Origin of the sequence: Streptomyces sp. NPDC048643 (genome assembly GCF_040650615.1) — a bacterium.
In the GTDB taxonomy this organism is placed as follows: Bacteria; Actinomycetota; Actinomycetes; order Streptomycetales; family Streptomycetaceae; genus Streptomyces.
Genome location: NZ_JBEZHO010000006.1, coordinates 152,134 through 170,552, shown reverse-complemented (window position 1 = coordinate 170,552; position 18,419 = coordinate 152,134). Strand labels below are relative to the sequence as shown.

The window sequence follows — 18,419 nt, the reverse complement described above, 5'->3', positions numbered from 1 at the left end:
CTCCCGGTCAGCGTCCCGCTCTGGTATGAGGTCTCGTACAGCTGACCGATAACCCTTTTGGACACACGTTCGCGCCGAGTTCGGATCCGATCGGAGCTGGTCAGAAGCGGTCGCAAACAAAAGGCGAGGGCCGAGGAGCATCGTGCTCCTCGGCCCTCGCCTTCGACGTGATCGTCAGCCCGCCGGCACCGCTTCCGGGTCCCCCGTGCCCTCCGCCGCACTGTCGGCGGTGTCACCCGGTGTGTCGGCGGCCGCCTCCTCGACGACCGGCCAGCCGCCCTCGGGCGTACGGGCGACCCCGCGCCACCACGGCTCGGAGGGGACGCTCTCGCCGGTGGGCTCGAAGGGCTCGCCGGGGCGCGGCAGCGCGACCGTCGCGCCGACCGCGCGGGCGGCGGCCACGGTGCCCTCGCCCGGGTCGGCCCAGGTGTGGTTCGCCAGGTTGAACGTGGCCCAGTGGATCGGCATCATCACGCCGGAGGGCTGCCCGCCCTGGAGGTCGAGGTGGGAGCGCATGCCCTCCTCGGGCGTCATGTGGATGTCCGGCCAGTACTCGCTGTACGCGCCGATCTGGATCATCGTGGCGTCGAACGGACCGTGGGCCGCGCCGATGTCCTTGAAGCCCTGGAAATAGCCCGTGTCACCACTGTGGTAGATCCGGTGCGCGTCGCCCTCGACGACCCAGGAGGCCCAGAGGGTCTGCTGGATGTTGCGCAGGCCACGGCCGCAGAAGTGCCGGGCCGGTGTCGCCGTCAGGGTGATCCCGCCGACCTTGGTCGACTCGTTCCAGTCCAGCTCGCGCAGCCGGTCCGCGGAGACGCCCCAGCGCTCCAGGTGGGCGCCGACACCGAGCGGGACGGCGAACACCGTGTCCGTACCGGCCAGCGCCTTGATCGTGGGCATGTCGAGATGGTCGTAGTGGTCGTGGGAGATCACCACGACGTCGACCGGGCCGAGCGCGGCCAGCGGCAGGGGCACCGGGTGCAGCCGCTTGGGTCCGGCGAAGGCGAAGGGGGAACAGCGCTCGCCCCAGACGGGGTCGAAGAGCACGCGGTGCCCGTCGATCTCGGCGAGGACGCTGGAATGCCCCATCCAGGTGATCCGCAGGCCGGTCGCGGCGGGCCTGGCCAGGTCGGCGACCGTCGTGGGGTGCACGGGGACGGTCCCGGCCGGGGAGCGATGGAGGCGCTCCTCCTTGCGGAAGTAGACCTTCGCGAACTCCAGCATCGAGCCGTCGGGGCGGGTGCGGGCGCTCTCCGGGTTCTGGAAGACACCGTCCGCGAAGTTCGGTGAGTTGCGCATGCGCTCCATGCGCGCGCCGCCCGGGTCCGCGCCGAAGGCGGCGGGCCGCAGCGAGCGGAGCCCGGAGCTCAGGGTACGGAAACCGGTCACGGGTACCTCCAGAAGGAGTCGGTCAGGCTTTCATTATGGTCGTCGCCTCTGACGGCGCCGCGTCGCCCCGGTCACGACGCGATGTCCGTCCGTCCGGGCCTGTGCTGCTCAACCCCGACACGGACCCGCTTCTTCCGCCCGAGGGGAACGTGCTCGCCGCCGCCGCACTCCGGCGGACGGCGGCGCCCGCCCTGCCCGATGCCCGGCCGCCGGGCACCCGGGCGCGTTGACAGGACGACGCACCGGTTTCGATACTGAACGATGATTCAGTACTGATCCGGGATGTCATCCGAGATCTCAAGGGGGAAACCCCCGTTCACCCACGTACCACCCTGCCGGCCGTCCCCGAGGAGATCCGATGACCACCCCCCTCATGTCGCTCACCTGGACGGACCACGTCACCGGCCGCCAGGGCTACCTCGTCGTCGACCGGCTCGTCCGTGGCGTGGCGAGCGGGGGCCTGCGGATGCGGCCCGGCTGCACGCTGGACGAGGTCACCGGGCTGGCCCGGGGGATGACCATGAAGGAGGCGCTGCACTACGACCCGGACGGCCGGTACGTCCCGCTGGGCGGCGCCAAGGGCGGCATCGACTGCGACCCCCAGGACCCGGGGGCGTACGACCTGCTGGTGCGCTACCTGCGGGCGATGCGTCCGTACATCGAGTCCTTCTGGACGACCGGCGAGGATCTCGGCCTCTCCCAGGACCTGGTCGACCGGGCCGCCACGGAGGCCGGGCTCGTCTCGTCCATCCAGGCGGTCTACCCGCTCCTCGACGACGAGACGGCGGCCCGGCGACGGCTCGCGGACGCCTTCGCGGTCGAGGTCGACGGCATCGGCCTCGACGAACTGGCCGGCGGCTGCGGCGTCGCCGAGTCGGTGCTCGCCGCGCTGGACCGGGCGGGGGTCCCGTACGCGGGGACGCGGGTCGCGGTCCAGGGGCTCGGCACGATGGGCGGAGCCACGGCACGGTTCCTCGTGCGCGCCGGTCTGAAGGTGGTGGCCGTCGCCGACGTCAAGGGGACCCTCGCGAACCCGGACGGCCTCGACGTCGAGGCGCTGCTCGCGGCCCGGGACGCGTACGGGACCGTCGACCGCGCCGCACTGCGCCCCGGCGACCGTGAACTGCCGGGCGACGCCTGGCTGTCCGCCGACGCGGAGGTGCTGGTGCCCGCCGCGGTCTCGTACGCCGTCGACACGCTGAACCAGGGCGGAATCAGGGCGCGTTGGGTGGTCGAGGCGGCCAACATGCCGGTTCTGGCGGACGCGGAGGAGCTGCTGGCCGCCCGTGGGGTCGTCGTCCTGCCGGACGTGGTGGTCAACTCCGGTACGAACGCCTGGTGGTGGTGGACGCTGTTCGGCGACATCGGCGCGGACGCGGACGAGGCGTTCGCCCACATCCGCCGCTCCATGCGTGCGCTGATCGACCAGACGCTCGCCCGCGCGGAGGCCGACGGGACGACACCGCGGGCCGCCGCCCACGCCATCGTCACCGACCGGCTGCCGGTCATCGCGGAGCGGTTCGGCTGGTACGGATGACGCGAACTCGTGTCCGACCGCGGGGGGCCGCGCTGTGTAGGGTTGCCGCGTGGCGAGAGTGCGGTTGAGCGTGGCGGAGCGGCGCGAGGAATTGTTGCGGGCCGCCGTCGAACAGATCGAGGCACGGGGCGTGGCGGCGGTACGGATCGCCGACGTGGCCTCGTCCCTCGGCGTCAGCAACGCGCTCGTCCTGTACCACTTCTCCACCAAGGAGAAGCTGGTCGCGGCGGCGTTCACCTACGCGGCCGAGGACGACCTCGCCCACCTGCGCAAACTGCTCGGCCGCCGCACGACCGCGCTGCGCCGGCTGCGGACCGCCGTCCGCTGGTACGCCCCCACCGGCCAGGCCAAGGGGTGGCGCCTGTGGATCGAGGGCTGGGCGGCCGCGCTGCGCGAGCCGGCCCTGCTGGAGGTCACCCGCGATCTCGACCGCCAGTGGAAGGCGGCCCTCACCGAAGTGATCGCCGAGGGCGTCGCCGCGGGTGAGTTCCACTGTCCCGACCCGGTCGGCGCGGCCCTGCGCCTCACCGCCCTCCTCGACGGCCTGGCCGTCCAGATGACCGCCTACGGCGGCACGGTCTCCCGAGCCCGGACCCAGCAATGGGCGGACGAGGCCCTGGCCCGCGAACTGGGGCTGGAGAGGGCCGAGTTGGTGGCGGGGGTGCGGTAGGGACGCGGACGCGGCTCGCCGCGGACAAGTCGGCCCCGGGCCCGACGGGCCCGGGGCGCGGTGAACGGGGAGGTTCCCGGTCAGGCGACCGACTCGATGCGTGACTTGATGTCGCCCGGGGACAGCGCGCCCTTGGCGGCCACATGGTCGCCGGAGGACTCGCCGCGCAGGCGTCGGCCGATCCACGGGACCAGGTACTCGCGGGCCCAGTGGATGTTGTCCCGTCGCACCTCGAAGGTGCCGCGCGGCGGCAGCGGCGGCCAGGGCTGGTCCGGGTCGGCCGGCACCTCCAGGCCGAGCACCTGTCCGGCGCGCAGCGCCACCCGGGTGTGGCCCTCGGGCGAGAGGTGGAGCCGGTCGCCGTCCCAGGCGCGGCGGTCCTGGATCGTCCTGAGGGACCACAGGTCGAGGACCGGACATCCGTAGCGGTCCGCGATGGCCCGCACATGGCCGTTGTACGTGGCGATCTTGCCGCGCAGATGCTTGAGCACGGGAACGCCACGGGTGTCGAAGCCGGTGGTCACCATGACCTTGCCGACGGCCGAGGTGAGGTCGGCGACGGCTCGCTCGAAGCGCTCCGCGACCTCGTCGGGGTCGGTGCCGGGCCGGATGATGTCGTTGCCGCCCGCGGAGAAGGAGACCAGGTCCGGGCCGAGTTCCTTGGCGCGGACGAGCTGGGTCTCGACGATCTGGTCGAGCAGTCTCCCGCGCACGGCGAGGTTGGTGTAGTTGAAGTCGCCCTCGGGTCGCCGGTCCGCGAGCAGAACCGCGAAGCGGTCCGCCCAACCGACGAAGGCCCCGTCCGGCCCCAGGTCGCCGACGCCCTCGGTGAAGCTGTCCCCCACCGCCACGTACGACCCGATCACTGATCTGTCGTCACTCTTCGAATCGTCTGCCACGTCGGCCCATGATTCACCTTCGGATGTGAGCTACGCGACCGTAGGGAAGGGTTGACGGCCGGTGAGATAAGCCACTCGTCAAGTGTTGGTCAACCGTGGAATAAGGCTCTCGTCAGGGCTGTTGGGGCAGCCGCTGCGAAGAGCGACCCGGGCAGGCGTCGGACGGCACCGAAGGCCGGACCCCGGGGATCGTGGGGTCCGGCCTTCGGAGGCGGGCCTGCCGTCAGGAGCAGGTCGGGCGAGGGGGTGTCAGCCGACGGCGACACCGTGCGAGCGCAGGTACGCGACCGGGTCGATGTCCGAGCCGTAGTCGGGCGTGGTCCGGATCTCGAAGTGCAGGTGCGGTCCGGTGACGTTGCCGGTCGCTCCGGAGACGCCGATCTGCTGGCCCTCGGTCACGGTCTGGCCCGCCGAGACGGACAGGGCCGACATGTGGGCGTACTGCGAGTACCGGCCGTCGGCGTGCTGGATGACGACCTGGTTGCCGTAGGCGCCGCCCCAGCCGGCGGAGACGACGGTGCCGGCGGCGATGGACTTGATGGTGGTGCCGGTCGGGACGACGAAGTCCGTGCCCGTGTGGTAGCCGCTGGACCACATGCTGCCCGCCACCTTGTAGTTGGTGCCGATGACGGCGCCGTCCACGGGGAGGGTGTAGCCCGAACTGTTGCTGGTGGCGGCCGTCTTGGTGGCCGTGCTCGCCGTGTCGGCCTTCTCCGCCGCGGGCTTGGCGGCGGAGGGCTTGGCGGCCGAGGGCTTGGCGGCCGAGGGCTTCGCCGGGGCGGAGGCCTGCGGAGTGGCGGCCCGCGCGCCGAGGGACAGCTTCAGACCCGGGTGGATCAGGGACGGGTCGCTGCCGATGGCGGAGCGGTTGTCCGAGTAGATCTTCTTCCAGCCGCCGCTGACGTGCTGGTCGTCGGCGATCTTGGCGAGGTAGTCGCCGGCCTTCACCGCGTACGTCTTCGACGTGCCGGCCTTCGCGGCGGCCGGGGCGACGGTGGCGGACTTCTGGGTGTGCTGCGTGACGGCGGCGGCCGGGGTCGCGGCGTGGGCGCCGGTGGCTCCCAACAGCGGCAGCGCGAGTGCGGCGCCACCGGTTCCGGCCACGGCGATCGAGCGGGTGAGACGCAGGGACTTGGGACGGCGGTGCTTACCCTTCGCGGGCATGGCGAATTCCTCTCCGGCGCCTGCGAGGTGAGCTGTCGGGTGCGGGCTGGAGATGCCCGGCCACGCGGCTGCATGGCTGTACCCCTAGCCTGTTCCGGAGACCGGACCAGGCGCGGAACCTGTGGGTCCCCCGCTCCTGCCGTGGACGGGTGAGTGTGCGGATTCCGGGCGGCGGCAGGATTGGGCGTCCGTCCGGATTGAGGCAGAACGTAAGCGAGATGCGAGCACGTCGACAACCATGTGCGGATTCTGTGCGCTCGCCTTTCTTGATCCATGGAGAATTCGCCGTCACACTCCGTGGAAAGACGATCTTTCCCGGCTTTGAATTCGCCCATAATCAACGGTGCGTTGAGAAAAGCCGACGGCAACACATCGTCACGAATATGACCCTGCTCACGCGACCCGGCTCACGCCGCCTTATTCCAGGGCCAGTTGGAATGAAGGCACTATTTCGGACAGAACAGTCAGATGCGACGCAGGCGGATAACCGTCGCATCGAGATCGCCCCGCAGTCCGGTGTGCAGTCCGTGATGCAGCAGCACCGCGCCGCGGTGCACTTCGCCCGTTTCGACCCATTCGTAGATGCCCGCCGGGTCGAGCCCGCGCAGCCTGAGCGGGGCGGGGCGCACTCCGTGATGCTGCGCCTGCAGCCACGCGAGGACCACGGCCTCGTCGCCGAGCACGTACTGCACGGCGCTCAGCCCGCCCTCCGGGGGCCGCAGCCGGTAGAGGTCACCCTGCTGCACGACCGGCCGGATCTCCTTGTAGAGCTCGACCCAGCCCCGCGCCTCGGCCAGCTCCTCCGCGCTCCACCGGCTGAGGTCGCCGCCGACGCCGAGGACCCCGGCCATGGAGCTCACGAAGCGGAAGCGCAGCGAGCTGACCCGGCCGTTGAGCAGGTCGTTCGGGCTGTCCGTGACCCAGGCGGCCATGATCCGGGCCGGATGGACCTGGCTGAAGCCGTGCTGGATGGCGAGCCGGTCGAGCGGGTCGGTGTTGTCGGAGGTCCACACCTGGTCGGTACGGGCCATGACACCGAGGTCGATCCGCCCGCCGCCGCCGGAGCACGACTCGAAGGCGACGCCGGGGTGCGCCGCGCGCAGCCGGTCGAGGAGGGAGTAGAAGGCCTCGACGTGGGCCACCCAGAGCTTCTGCGGATAGCGCTCGCCGGGCCAGCCGGCGTCCGTGAAGGAGCGGTTGAAGTCCCATTTCACGTAGTCGATCGGCGCGCCGGAGAGCAGGGTGTCGAGCCGCTCCCAGAGATACTCCTGAACGTCCGGCCGGGCGAGGTTCAGTATGAGCTGATTGCGGAATTCCGTCCTGGTTCGTCCTTGTTGGTACTGCACCCAGTCGGGATGCGCGCGGTAGAGGTCGCTGTCGGGGTTGACCATCTCGGGCTCGACCCAGATGCCGAACTGCATGCCGAGGGCGTGCACCTCGTCGGCGAGCGGCTTGAGTCCGGCGGGGAAGCGGTCCGGGTTGGGTGTCCAGTCCCCGAGCCCGGCGTGGTCGTGGGTGCGGGCCCCGAACCAGCCGTCGTCGACCACGAACAGCTCGACGCCCATCGCGGCCGCGCGTCGCGCCAGGGCCCGCTGCTGCTCCTCCGAGATGTCGAAGGTGGTGGCCTCCCAGGAGTTGAAGAGCACCGGCCGGTCCCGCTCCGCGTCCGGGATGACGTACGTCCGCTGGTACGCGTGCCAGGCCCGGCTCGCGCCGCCGAACCCGGCGTCGCTCCACAGCCCGGCGAAGACGGGTGTCGCGAAGGTCTCCCCCGGTCCGAGGCGCAGCAGTCCGGAGTCGTCGTGTCCCGCGCCGCCGGTGATCTGCACGCGCGCGTCGGGCAGTTGGGCGACGGAGATCCGCCAGGAGCCGGACCAGCCGAGCGCGCATCCGTACACCTCGCCGCTCTCCTCGCTCGCCTCGACGTCGAGGGCGACCCAGGGCAGGTGCTGGTGTCCGGTGTGCCCGCGGCGGCTGCCGACGACCTTCTCGCCGTAGGTGAGGGGCGAGCGCACCAGCCGGGACTCGGCGGCCCACCGGCCGTGCAGCTGGGACAGCCGCCAGCCGTCCCGCTCGGGAAGCGTCCAGGTCGCGGAGTCCGCGCGCAGCAGCTCCAGGCTCTCGCTCCCGTCGTTGGCGAGCGTGACATGGCGTTCGACGACGTCGCCGCGCAGCCGGTAGTGCAGGGTGATGCGGAGCCCGGCGTCGGAGAAGCGCAGCCGCAGCTCGTCCCGCTCGGTCGTCGCGTCCTCGAAGCGCCATTCCGTGCCGCGCCGCTCGTCGGTCCGCACGGACAGGGCGGGGCGGACGAAGCGGGGGCCGCCCTCGACGGGGTACTCCTCGCGTCCGTCGAGCGGGGAGTCGAAGGGCCGGTACGGCGGCGCCGGCCGGGCGGCGAGGGCCTCGGCGTCGGCGAGCGTGATCCGCGGGCCCCAGTGCAGGTGGAGCAGCTCGTCGCGTTCCGTGAGGTGCAGCGCGTAGCCGCTGGTCGTTCCGGTGAGGAGCCAGGTCCGGCCGTCGGCGCCGATCTCAATCATCAATCCCCCACAGATGCGAACACGTGCGATCAGGGATCAACATCATCAGGGCAGTCGTGGGCGCGAGGCAACGCCTGTGGACAACTCATTGCCCCAGGAACCCATGTCGTATCGTCGGATGCGCGACCGAAGACACCAGCCGCCGGGCGCCGACCGGGCCCCGTCCGGCGGCCCCCGCGGCCGAAGATGAGGAGCCCCCGTGACGCAGCAGGTCCCGTCGACCGAGCCCGAGCTCGGCGGAGTTCGCAACTTCCGCGACGTGGGCGGCCTGCCCACCACGGACGGCAGGCGCGTGCGCCCGGGACAGCTGTTCCGCAGCGGCCACCTCGCGCACGCCACCGAGGAGGACGCCGCGTTCCTCTCCTCCCTGGGCCTGCACACGATCTTCGACTTCCGCAACGCCGCGGACCAGAAGCTGGAGGGCCCGGACGTCGAGCTGCCGGGCGTGCGGAACGTGAACCTGCCGCTGACCGACCCGGCGGACGGCAGCGAGTTCTGGAAGATGGTCCGTGACGGCGATCTGGACCAGCTGCGCGCCATCCTCGGCGACGGCAAGGCGGCGGCCCGCATGATCGGCTCCTACCGCGCGATCATCACGGAGCGCACGGCGGAGCACTCCCGGGTGCTGCGCTCGATGGCGGAGGACGGCGTGCCCGCGCTGATGCACTGCGCGGCCGGAAAGGACCGGGCGGGGCTGTCCATCGCGATCACCCTGCTCGCCCTCGGCGTCGAGCGGGACGCGATCGTCGCCGACTACCTGGAGTCGAACGCCGCGCACCGGCGCTACAAGGTGCACCGCACCAGCTCGGCCGCCTCCGCGTACTCCCCCGAGGTCATGGAGCTGCTCAGCCCGCTCTTCGACGCGCGTGCGGAGTATCTGACGGCGGCTTTCGAGACGATCGAGGAGACCTGGGGCGGGGTCGACGCCTACCTGGAGAAGGGGCTGGGGCTGACCCCGGAGCTGCGCGACCGCCTGCGCGAGCGCCTGCTGGACTGAGCCACGTGCCCGCGCCGCCGGCCGCGGACTACTGGTTCTGCGCACCCAGCGTGAAGAGCAGGTAGACGAAGGCCGCGAAGAGATGGCCGACGGCCACGTAGATGATCAGCCGGACCCACAGGGCGCGCGGGAACTTCTCCTCCATGGACGGCTTGCGCGGTTCGGTGGGTTCGGTCATGACGTCTCTCCCGGGTTCGGGTGGCCGGTCGCCGGGCCGAGGCACAGCGCGGCGGTCGGACTCTGCAGCAGGGTGTGGACGAAGAGGAGCTCGGCTCCGGCGCGCTCGGCGGCGGCGATGCGATGCGGGGTCAGCGAGTCGAAGTGCGCGCTGTCCCCGGGTTCGAGGACGTGCGCGGTGTCCCCGAGACGCAGCCGGAGCCGCCCTTCGAGGACGTACAGCCACTCCTCGCCGGGATGGACCCGCACGATGTCGCCCTGCGAGCCGTACGGGACGTGCACGCGCAGCGCCTGCATACCGCGCCCGGAGGAGCCTGCCTGCCGGTAGATCCAGCCGCCGGCGGGCGTCGGGTCCATGTCGGCGGCGCGCACGACGGCGTCGCGGTCGGCGACCGTCTCGCCGAGCAGTTCGGAGACCGTCGTACCGTAGACACGGGCCACGGCGAGCAGCATCGGCAGGGAAGGCTGGCGCTGACCGGTCTCCAGTCGGGAGAGGTGCGCCGGGGAGAGTCCGGCGGCGCGGGCGGCGGCCTCCAGTGTGAGGGAGGCGCGGCGGCGCAGCGCACGGAGCTGGGGCGCCACGGCGTGCAGCTCGGCGGACGCTTCGTCGGACGGTTCGTCGGCCGTCCCCGGATCGACAGGACTCATAGGTCCATTGAGCCCGAGGATTGCCTCTGGGGCAATTTTCTTGCCCCAGAGGCAAAAAGGCTCAGCGGTTCGCGACCGCCTGTTTCACCAGGGTCTTCCCGAAGTCCCACATCAGCCCGCCGCCACTGTGCGCGTCGTCCATCACCGCGGTGAAGGCCTCCACGAACCGGTCGACGTCGCCCTCGTCGATGACGAGCGGCGGGATCAGCTTGATCACTTCGAGGTGGTCGCCGGAGACCTGGGTGAGGATGCGGTGCCGCTGAAGCAGCGGGACGACCACCATCTGCGCGAACAGGCCCTTGCGCGCGGCCTGGAGCATGGTCCAGCGGCTGCGCAGTTTGATCGACTTGGGGCGCCCGAACTCGATGCCGATCATCAGACCCCGGCCGCGTACGTCGCTGAGCAGCTCGTAGCGTTCGATCAGCGCGGTCAGCCGGGACTTGAGCTGCTCGCCGGTGGCCCGGGCGTTGGCGACGATCTGCTCGTTCTCCATGACGGAGAGCACCGCGAGCCCCGCCGCCATGGCCTGCGCGTTGGAGCCGAAGCTCGCCGAGTGGACGAGGACCCGGTCCATCGAGGAGTAGACCTTCTTGAAGATCCAGTCCTTGCCGAGGGTCGCGCCGACCGGTACGTAGCCGCCGGAGAGTGCCTTGGCGACGCACACCAGGTCCGGTTCGACGCCCTCCTCGTGCTGGTAGGCGTAGAAGTCCCCGGTCCGCCCGAGGCCCGTCTGCACCTCGTCGGCGATGAGCAGGGCCTTGTGCCGGTGCAGCAGTTCCTGGGCCGCGCGCAGGTATCCGGGCGGGGCTTCGAGGACGCCCTTGCCCTGGATCGGCTCGACGATCAGCGCGGCGACGTCACCCTTCTTCAGCTCCCGTGCCAGGGCGTCGAGATCGCCCAGCGGGACGGCGGTGTCGGGCAGCAGCGGGGCGAAGCCGTCGCGGAAGCCGTCCTCGCCGTTCACGGACAGGGAGCCGGTGGTCAGACCGTGGAAGGCGTGCGAGCAGTACAGGATCCGCGGCCTGCCGGTGGCGAACCGGGCGAACTTCAGCGCCGTCTCGACCGCCTCCGTGCCGCTGTTGCCGAAGAACACCCGGTCCAGGTGCGGGCTGTGGGCCAGCAGCCGCTCCGCGAGCAGTCCCGGCAGGGGCTGGCAGTCGAAGCGGGTGAGGTCGGCGAGCGAGGCGTCGAGGACGTCGTGCAGCGCCTGCCGGACGACGGGGTGGTGACGGCCGAGGCCCATCACGCCGAACCCGGCGAGCATGTCCAGGTAGTCGTTGCCGTCCGCGTCCCAGAAGTGGGCGCCCTCGGCCCGCTCGTAGACCTTGTCGAAGCCGATGGTGTGCAGCATGCGCGGGAGCTGGTGGTTCAGGTACTTCGTGTGCAGCTCGTAGCGCTCGGCTCCGCGTTCGGCGAGGAGCGCGCCGAGGTCGAACTCCCCCTTCTCCGCTGGGTCGGTCATTCCTTCTTCTCCTTGGACGACTGGTTCCGGGCCGGTGCGTCGGCGGCCTTCGACTTCTCCTGCGCGGCCCGGGCCCGTTCGTCCCTGACGGCCAGGCCGGCGCTGATGCGCCCGGCGATCTCCACGGGGGTGAGCCCGATGTCGGCCAGCACCTCGGACCGCTTGGCGTGGGCGAGGAACTGGTCCGGAATGCCGAACCGCCGTACGGGCACGTCGACGTCGGCGTCCCCGAGGGCCAGGGCGACGGCGGCACCGACGCCCGACGCCCGGCTGTTGTCCTCGACGACGGCGACCAAGGCGTGTTCGGCCGCCAGCCCGGGCAGCGCCGGGTCGACGGGTTTGACCCACCGCGGGTCGACGACGGTGCAGCCGACGCCGCGGGCCTCCAGCAGCTCCGCGGTCTGCAGGCAGACCGGCGCCATCACGCCCACGGCGACGAGCAGTACCTCGGGGCGCTCACCCCGGTGCAGCACGTCGAGTCCGCCCACGTGGTCCACGGCGGGGACCGCGGGCCCGACCGACTCCTTCGGGAAGCGGACCAGGGTCGGCGCGTCGTCGACGGCGACCGCCTCCCGCAGCTGCGCCCGCAGCTGGTCGGCGTCGCGCGGCGCGGCGATCCGCAGGCCGGGCACGACCTGGAGGATCGACATGTCCCACATGCCGTTGTGCGAGGCGCCGTCGACGCCGGTGACGCCGGCCCGGTCGAGGACGAAGGTCACCCCGCAGCGGTGCAGGGCGACATCCATGAGGAGTTGGTCGAACGCCCGGTTGAGGAAGGTCGCGTACACGGCGACGACGGGGTGGAGCCCGCCGGTCGCGAGTCCGGCCGCGGAGACGGTGGCGTGTTGCTCGGCGATGCCGACGTCCCACACCCGGTCGGGGAACCGCTCGGCGAACTTCCCGAGCCCGACCGGATGCAGCATGGCCGCGGTGATCGCCACGACGTCCGCGCGCTCCTCACCGATCCTCGCGATCTCCTCACCGAACACCGAGGTCCAGGAAGGGCCGTTGGACGGCGCGAGGGGCTCGCAGGTGAGCGGGTCCATCACGCCGACGGTGTGGAAGTGGTCCTCCTCGTGGGCGAGCGCGGGCCCGTAGCCGCGGCCCTTCTCCGTCAGGCAGTGGACGAGGACGGGCCCGTGGAAGCGTTTCGCCCGGCGCAGCGCGGACTCCACGGCGCCGAGGTCGTGGCCGTCGATCGGGCCGACGTACTTGAGCCCGAGGTCCTCGAACATGCCCTGCGGCGCGAAGGCGTCCTTGAAGCCCTTCTTCGCGCCGTGCAGCGACTCGTAGACGGTGTTGCCGATCAGGGGCGTGCGCAGCAGGACCTTCTTGCCCCAGGCGAGTACCTGCTCGTAGCTGTCGGTCGTCCGCAGGGTCGCGAGGTGGTTCGCGAGACCGCCGATGGTCGGCGCGTACGAGCGTTCGTTGTCGTTGACGACGATGATCAGCGGCCGGTCCTTGGCGGCGGCGATGTTGTTCAGCGCCTCCCAGGCCATGCCGCCCGTCAGGGCGCCGTCGCCGATCACCGCGACGACGTGTCCCTTCTCCCCCTGCACCTGGCGGGCCTTGGCGAGCCCGTCGGCCCAGCCGAGCGCCGTGGAGGCGTGGCTGTTCTCGATGACGTCGTGCTCGGACTCCTCGCGCGAGGGGTAGCCGGAGAGGCCGCCCTTGCCGCGCAGCTTCGAGAAGTCCTGACGCCCCGTCAGCAGCTTGTGCACGTAGCTCTGGTGGCCGGTGTCCCACAGGATGCGGTCGACGGGCGACTCGAAGACCCGGTGGAGGGCGATGGACAGCTCCACCACCCCCAGGTTGGGTCCGAGGTGTCCGCCGGTCCTGGCGACCGCGTGCACCAGGAACTCCCTTATCTCCTCGGCTAGTTCGCCGAGTTCCTTCTCGGACAGCGCCTTCAGGTCGCGTGGTCCCCGGATGTTCTCCAGCATCGTCACGTCGGGCCCCCTCTCGGTCCGTGCTGATCAGCTCACGGTGACGGCCGGTTCGCCGGAGGCGACGCCGTCGTTCTCCATCTGCTCGGCGAGCTTCATCGCCTCGTCGATGAGGGTCTCCACGATCTTCGACTCGGGGACGGTCCTGATGACCTCGCCCTTGACGAAGATCTGCCCCTTGCCGTTGCCGGAGGCGACCCCCAGATCCGCCTCCCGCGCCTCGCCGGGGCCGTTGACGACGCAGCCCATGACCGCGACGCGCAACGGGACCTCCATCCCCTCCAGGCCGGCACTGACCTCGTCGGCCAGCTTGTAGACGTCGACCTGGGCGCGTCCGCACGACGGGCACGAGACGATCTCCAGGCGCCGCTGCCGCAGCCCGAGCGACTCCAGGATCTGGATGCCGACCTTGCACTCCTCGGCGGGCGGCGCGCTCAGGGAGACCCGGATGGTGTCCCCGATGCCCTCGGCGAGCAGCGCCCCGAACGCCACGGCGGACTTGATGGTGCCCTGGAACGCCGGGCCCGCCTCGGTCACACCGAGGTGCAGCGGGTAGTCGCACTGGGCGGCCAGCTGCCGGTAGGCGTTGACCATGATCACCGGGTCGTTGTGCTTGACCGAGATCTTGATGTCACGGAACCCGTGCTCCTCGAAGAGCGACGCCTCCCACAGCGCCGACTCGACGAGCGCCTCGGGCGTCGCCCTGCCGTACTTCTCGAGCAGCCGCCGGTCGAGCGATCCGGCGTTGACGCCGATCCGGATCGGGATGCCGGCGTCGCCCGCGGCCTTCGCGATCTCCCGCACCTTGTCGTCGAACTGCTTGATGTTGCCCGGATTGACGCGCACCGCGGCGCAGCCGGCCTCGATGGCCGCGAACACGTACTTCGGCTGGAAGTGGATGTCCGCGATCACCGGGATCTGCGACTTCCGGGCGATGGTCGCGAGGGCGTCCGCGTCGTCCTGCGTGGGGCAGGCGACGCGGACGATCTGGCAGCCGGACGCGGTCAGTTCCGCGATCTGCTGCAGGGTGGCACCGATGTCCGACGTACGGGTCGTCGTCATCGACTGCACCGACACAGGCGCACCGCCCCCGACCGCCACCGGTCCGACCTGGATCTGCCGCGAGACACGGCGCTCCGCGATCGGCCGGACCGGCACCTCGGGGAGGCCCAAGGAAACGGCGGTCATGACGTCACACGCGGCTTTCCGAGAAGGTCTCGCGGGAGGCGCGGATGGACTCCTTGAGGGAGCCCAGCGTGGCGAGGACGGCCGTCGGCTCGTAGCCGCAGTGCGCCATGCAGTTGGCACACCGGTCGTCCTTGCCGCGGCCGTAGGAGTCCCAGTCGGTCTCCTCCAGGAGCTGCCGGTACGTCTGCACGTACCCGTCGCTCATCAGATAGCAGGGTTTCTGCCAGCCGAAGAGCGAGTAGCTGGGGATCGCCCAGGCCGTGCACGGGAAGTCGACCTTGCCCTCCAGGAAGTCCAGGAAGAGCGGGCTGTGATTGAGCCGCCAGCGGCGCCGGTTGCCGCCCGCGAAGGCCTTCTTGAACAGTTCCCGGGTCTGCTGGACGCCGAGGAAGTGCTCCTGGTCGGGAGCCTTCTCGTAGGCGTAGGCGGGCGAGAGCATCATCTCGTCGACCTTCAGGTCGTCGTTGAGGAAGTTGAGGACCTCGATGATGGTCTGCGGGGTGTCGGTGTTGAAGAAGGTCGAGTTGGTGGTGACGCGGAAGCCGCGCCGCTTGGCCTCCTTGATGGCCTCGACCGCCTCGTCGAAGACACCTTCCTTGGCGACGGACTCGTCGTGCCGCTCACGCAGCCCGTCGATGTGCACGGCCCACGCGAAGTACGGCGAGGGCTTGAACTTGTCCATCTTCTTGCGCAGCAGCATCGCGTTGGTGCACAGGAAGACGAACTTCTTCTTGGCCACCAACTGCCGCACGATCTCGTCGATCTGAGGGTGCATCAGCGGCTCGCCGCCGGCGATGGACACCATCGGCGCGCCGGACTCCAGCACCGCGCCCACGGCCTGCGCCACGGGCATGCGCTGCTTGAGCACACCCGCCGGGTGCTGGATCTTCCCGCAGCCCTCGCACGCGAGGTTGCACGCGAAGAGGGGTTCCAACTCGACGATCAGCGCGAACTTGTCCCGCTTCTTGAGCTTCTGTTCAAACAGGTATGCAGCGACCTTCATGGACTGCCGAAGCGGCATGGCCATCTGGCTCACCTCCGAGGGAGCAACAAAGAACGGTGCCATTCAAAGAAAGCGGGAAGCACGGCACGAAGAACACGGAAAGCTGATATTCCACCGCGGACCGTGCCGATACGGACGAGTTCATGTTCTGGAGCGTCCACGACCACCCGTACGGCCGCAACCGGGCGGGTGCCCGCGCGGACCGCGGCGAGAAGCGTGGCCGCGGACTCCATGTCCACGGCGATGGCTCCGGTCGCGAGCAGATCCGACCGCTCGTGACCACGGACGACGTGATCGGAGCCGGTGAGCGGCCCCCTGTGCACGGTGCGGCCGGGCAGGGCCCGCACCAGTTCCTTCACGAGGAGATCGGCCCCCACACACGGCGTGGTGCCGTCCGGGGCCCGGGTCTCCTCGGCGACGACCAGGTCACCGGGGTGCATGCCCGGGGCGAGCCCCGCACAGAACCCGGTGGCCAGCACGGCCGCCGTACGCAGTGCCGGGTCGTCGAGCACCCGGGTGACGGACCGCTCGGCGGCCCTCGGGCCCATCCCCGTACGCAGCACGGTGACGGGTCCGTCGGCGCCGCTCCGGTCGCCGCTGCGCAGCGCGAGGTGCTCGATGCCGAGCGCGCAGGCGATCAGCAGCGGTGCCGGAGCGGGCCGACCGGTCATCAGCCGCCCTCCTTGACGGAGAAGGGCTCCCCGTTGACATAGCGGCCGAGCGCGGTGAGCGGGAAGACCTGCCGGTAGAGGTGGTAGTTGATCGAGAAGTCCCACGGGAAGCCGGTCCCCGTGAAGTACGGCTCGTCCCAGGAGCCGTCGGCCAGCTGCGTCTCGGCGAGCCAGCCGACCCCGCGCTCCACCGTCTTGGACTCGCTCTCCCCCGCGGCCAGCAGGGCGAGCAGCGCCCAGCCGGTCTGGGAGGCGGTGGAGGCGCCGCGCCCGCTCCACCCGCCGACGTCGTCGTAGGAGCGCAGGTCCTCGCCCCAGCCGCCGTCCTCGTTCTGCACGTTCTCCAGCCAGGCCACGGCCCGGCGGATCGCGGGGTGCGATCCGGGCAGCCCCGCCGCCACGAGCGCCGGGACCACCGACCCCGTGCCGTAGACGTAGTTGACGCCCCAGCGCCCGAACCAGGAGCCGTCGGTCTCCTGGTTGGCGAGCAGCCACTCGATGCCCCGGCGGGTCCGGGGGTCGTGGGAGAGTCCCTCGACCGCCAGCATCTCCACGACGTGCGCCGTGACGTCCGCGGAGGGCGGGTCGATCACCTCGCCGAAGTCGCAGAACGGCAGCCGGTTGGGGAACGGGCTGGTGTTGTCGACGTCGAACGCGCCCCAGCCGCCGTCCTTGGACTGCATACCGAGGTTCCAGCGGACCCCGCGTCCGATGGCGTTCTCGACGCGGTCCGGATCGTGGTGCCGGACGCGGCGCAGCGCGAGGACGACCTCCGCGGTGTCGTCGATGTCGGGGTAGTTGTCGTTGTGGAACTCGAACGCCCATCCACCCGGCGGCAGTTGGGGCCGTTTGACGGACCAGTCACCGGGCCTGACGATCTCCTCCCCGAGCATCCAGTCCACGGCCTTGACGAGCTGCGGGTGGTCGGCGGGGACCCCGGCGTCGGCGAGCGCGATGGTCGCCAGGCAGGTGTCCCACACCGGGGACTGGCATGCCTCGATCATCCGGGAGCCGTCCTCGCGCCACACGGCGAACCGGTCGAGCGAGGCAAGTCCCGCGCGCATCACGGGGTGTTCGAGGTCGTAGCCGAGCAGGTGCAGGGCGATGACCGAGTAGACCGCGGGCGGCTGGATGCCGCCCCAACAGCCGTCGTTCTCCTGCCGCTCGATGATCCAGCGTCCCGCCGTGTTCATCGCCGCCCTGCGCAGGGCGCGCGGCGCGACCCTGCGGTATTGGTGCAGGGCCTTGTCGAGACGCTGGAACGCCCCGTCCCAACTGGCCACCCGGGCGAGCGGCTTGGCCGGGTTGGGATGGCGGGGATCGGTGTGCAGTTCGTCGAGCGGGAACGGCGCGGGCCGCACCGGTCGCTTCGCCGACACCACGGTGAGCGGCACGATCGTCTGCCGCGCCCAGCAGCCGAAGTCGTAGATGTTCAGCGGCATCCACTTCGGGAAGTAGATGAGCTCCGGAGGCAGTTCGGGGAGGTCGTCCCACTTCCACCAGCCGAAGAGGGCGAGCCAGATCCGGGTGAAGACCCGGGCCGCGGCGATCCCTCCGCGCTCACGAATCCAGGCGGACGCCTGCGCCATGTGCGGTGCGTCCGGGGCGTCCCCGGCCAGCCGCAGCGCGACGTACGCCTCGATCGTGGTGGAGAGCTCACCCGGGCCGCCGTAGAACGAGGCCCAGGTGCCGTCCTCGCGCTGCTCGCCGCGGATGAACAGGGCGGCGCCACGCGTGGTCGGCTCGTCGCGGATGCCCAGGAACTGGCGGAGCAGGAGGTCCTCGGCGTCCATGGTGACGTTCGTCTCGAGGTCGCCCTTCCACCAGCCCTGGTCGTCCTGCAGCGCGAGCAGGAAGTCCGTGGCACGCGCCATGGCGCGCGTGGCGGCGTCTCGGGTCTCGACCGTCCCGGCCGCCGCGGGAGTGTCGTGCTGGATTTCGCTGGCCGAGGCAGCGCGGGGAGGAAGTGCCCCGGTGCTTCCGTCGGTCGTCGCTGTCATGGCTTCCCCTTCGTGCAGTGGTACGACTCTGCTGTGGGTCCGCCGTCGGCCGGTGCTTCCGTTCCCGATGGTGATCCCGTGCTCGAACGAGGTTCGAAGCCCGGGGGAAACACCGGCCGGCGACTACG

General features: G+C 70.9%; 15 protein-coding genes and 1 riboswitch. Of the genes, 3 read left to right on the top strand and 12 right to left on the bottom strand.

The features are described from left to right. Positions 1-174 precede the first annotated feature (174 nt). On the bottom strand, positions 175-1,392 hold the full coding sequence (locus tag AB0C62_RS08750; RefSeq protein WP_362970957.1) for an MBL fold metallo-hydrolase: 1,218 nt from the start codon (positions 1,390-1,392) through the stop codon (positions 175-177). A gap of 358 nt (positions 1,393-1,750) precedes the next feature. Here AB0C62_RS08750 and AB0C62_RS08745 point away from each other — a divergent pair, with 358 nt between their 5' ends. Together AB0C62_RS08745 and AB0C62_RS08740 are read left to right on the top strand one after the other, a co-directional pair. Beyond that, the gene (locus AB0C62_RS08745) at positions 1,751-2,929 is read left to right on the top strand and encodes a Glu/Leu/Phe/Val dehydrogenase dimerization domain-containing protein (protein ID WP_362970955.1); all 1,179 of its coding nucleotides are present in this window, start codon (positions 1,751-1,753) and stop codon (positions 2,927-2,929) included. A gap of 49 nt (positions 2,930-2,978) precedes the next feature. After that, positions 2,979-3,599, top strand: coding sequence for a TetR family transcriptional regulator C-terminal domain-containing protein (locus AB0C62_RS08740; RefSeq protein WP_362970953.1), 621 nt, complete (start codon positions 2,979-2,981; stop codon positions 3,597-3,599). 80 nt (positions 3,600-3,679) lie between these two features. Here AB0C62_RS08740 and AB0C62_RS08735 read toward each other — a convergent pair whose 3' ends face one another. The 3 genes from AB0C62_RS08735 to AB0C62_RS08725 all read right to left on the bottom strand — a co-directional run bounded on the left by AB0C62_RS08735 (position 3,680) and on the right by AB0C62_RS08725 (position 8,199). Beyond that, a complete protein-coding gene (locus AB0C62_RS08735) occupies positions 3,680-4,465 on the bottom strand; it encodes an SGNH/GDSL hydrolase family protein (protein ID WP_362971122.1) in 786 nt (261 codons plus the stop codon). 282 nt (positions 4,466-4,747) lie between these two features. After that, positions 4,748-5,662, bottom strand: coding sequence for a LysM peptidoglycan-binding domain-containing M23 family metallopeptidase (locus AB0C62_RS08730; RefSeq protein WP_362970951.1), 915 nt, complete (start codon positions 5,660-5,662; stop codon positions 4,748-4,750). 4 nt (positions 5,663-5,666) lie between these two features. Then, positions 5,667-5,824: riboswitch (cyclic di-AMP (ydaO/yuaA leader) on the bottom strand. A gap of 302 nt (positions 5,825-6,126) precedes the next feature. Beyond that, a complete protein-coding gene (locus AB0C62_RS08725; RefSeq protein ID WP_362970949.1) occupies positions 6,127-8,199 on the bottom strand; it encodes an alpha-galactosidase in 2,073 nt (690 codons plus the stop codon). A 199-nt stretch (positions 8,200-8,398) separates the two neighbouring features. Here AB0C62_RS08725 and AB0C62_RS08720 point away from each other — a divergent pair, with 199 nt between their 5' ends. Beyond that, positions 8,399-9,196 carry a tyrosine-protein phosphatase gene (locus AB0C62_RS08720; RefSeq protein WP_362970947.1) on the top strand — a complete coding sequence of 266 codons (798 nt, stop codon included), beginning with the start codon at positions 8,399-8,401 and terminating at the stop codon, positions 9,194-9,196. Positions 9,197-9,224: 28 nt separating this feature from the next. Here AB0C62_RS08720 and AB0C62_RS08715 read toward each other — a convergent pair whose 3' ends face one another. The 8 genes from AB0C62_RS08715 to shc all read right to left on the bottom strand — a co-directional run bounded on the left by AB0C62_RS08715 (position 9,225) and on the right by shc (position 18,291). Further along, the gene (locus AB0C62_RS08715; protein WP_239155109.1) at positions 9,225-9,374 is read right to left on the bottom strand and encodes a DUF6126 family protein; all 150 of its coding nucleotides are present in this window, start codon (positions 9,372-9,374) and stop codon (positions 9,225-9,227) included. Next, the gene (locus AB0C62_RS08710; RefSeq protein ID WP_362970945.1) at positions 9,371-10,021 is read right to left on the bottom strand and encodes an XRE family transcriptional regulator; all 651 of its coding nucleotides are present in this window, start codon (positions 10,019-10,021) and stop codon (positions 9,371-9,373) included. Before AB0C62_RS08710 ends, AB0C62_RS08715 begins: the two co-directional genes overlap by 4 nt. A gap of 61 nt (positions 10,022-10,082) precedes the next feature. Further along, on the bottom strand, positions 10,083-11,483 hold the full coding sequence (locus tag AB0C62_RS08705; RefSeq protein ID WP_362970943.1) for an aspartate aminotransferase family protein: 1,401 nt from the start codon (positions 11,481-11,483) through the stop codon (positions 10,083-10,085). Next, positions 11,480-13,432: a 1-deoxy-D-xylulose-5-phosphate synthase gene (gene dxs, locus AB0C62_RS08700; protein WP_362970941.1), complete on the bottom strand. Its 1,953-nt coding sequence runs from the start codon at positions 13,430-13,432 to the stop codon at positions 11,480-11,482. The genes AB0C62_RS08705 and dxs overlap by 4 nt, the downstream gene beginning before the upstream one ends. A 27-nt stretch (positions 13,433-13,459) precedes the next feature. Further along, complete coding sequence (gene ispG / locus AB0C62_RS08695) at positions 13,460-14,617, bottom strand: flavodoxin-dependent (E)-4-hydroxy-3-methylbut-2-enyl-diphosphate synthase (RefSeq protein WP_362970939.1); 1,158 nt, start codon at positions 14,615-14,617, stop codon at positions 13,460-13,462. Positions 14,618-14,621: 4 nt separating this feature from the next. Continuing rightward, entirely contained in the window at positions 14,622-15,644 is a 1,023-nt protein-coding gene (hpnH, locus tag AB0C62_RS08690; protein WP_081220430.1) for an adenosyl-hopene transferase HpnH, read from the bottom strand. Between the two features lie 5 nt (positions 15,645-15,649). Then, positions 15,650-16,291 carry a 1-hydroxy-2-methyl-2-butenyl 4-diphosphate reductase gene (locus tag AB0C62_RS08685; protein WP_362970937.1) on the bottom strand — a complete coding sequence of 214 codons (642 nt, stop codon included), beginning with the start codon at positions 16,289-16,291 and terminating at the stop codon, positions 15,650-15,652. Continuing rightward, entirely contained in the window at positions 16,291-18,291 is a 2,001-nt protein-coding gene (gene shc, locus AB0C62_RS08680) for a squalene--hopene cyclase (RefSeq protein ID WP_362970935.1), read from the bottom strand. Before shc ends, AB0C62_RS08685 begins: the two co-directional genes overlap by 1 nt. Between the last annotated feature and the right edge of the window lie 128 nt (positions 18,292-18,419).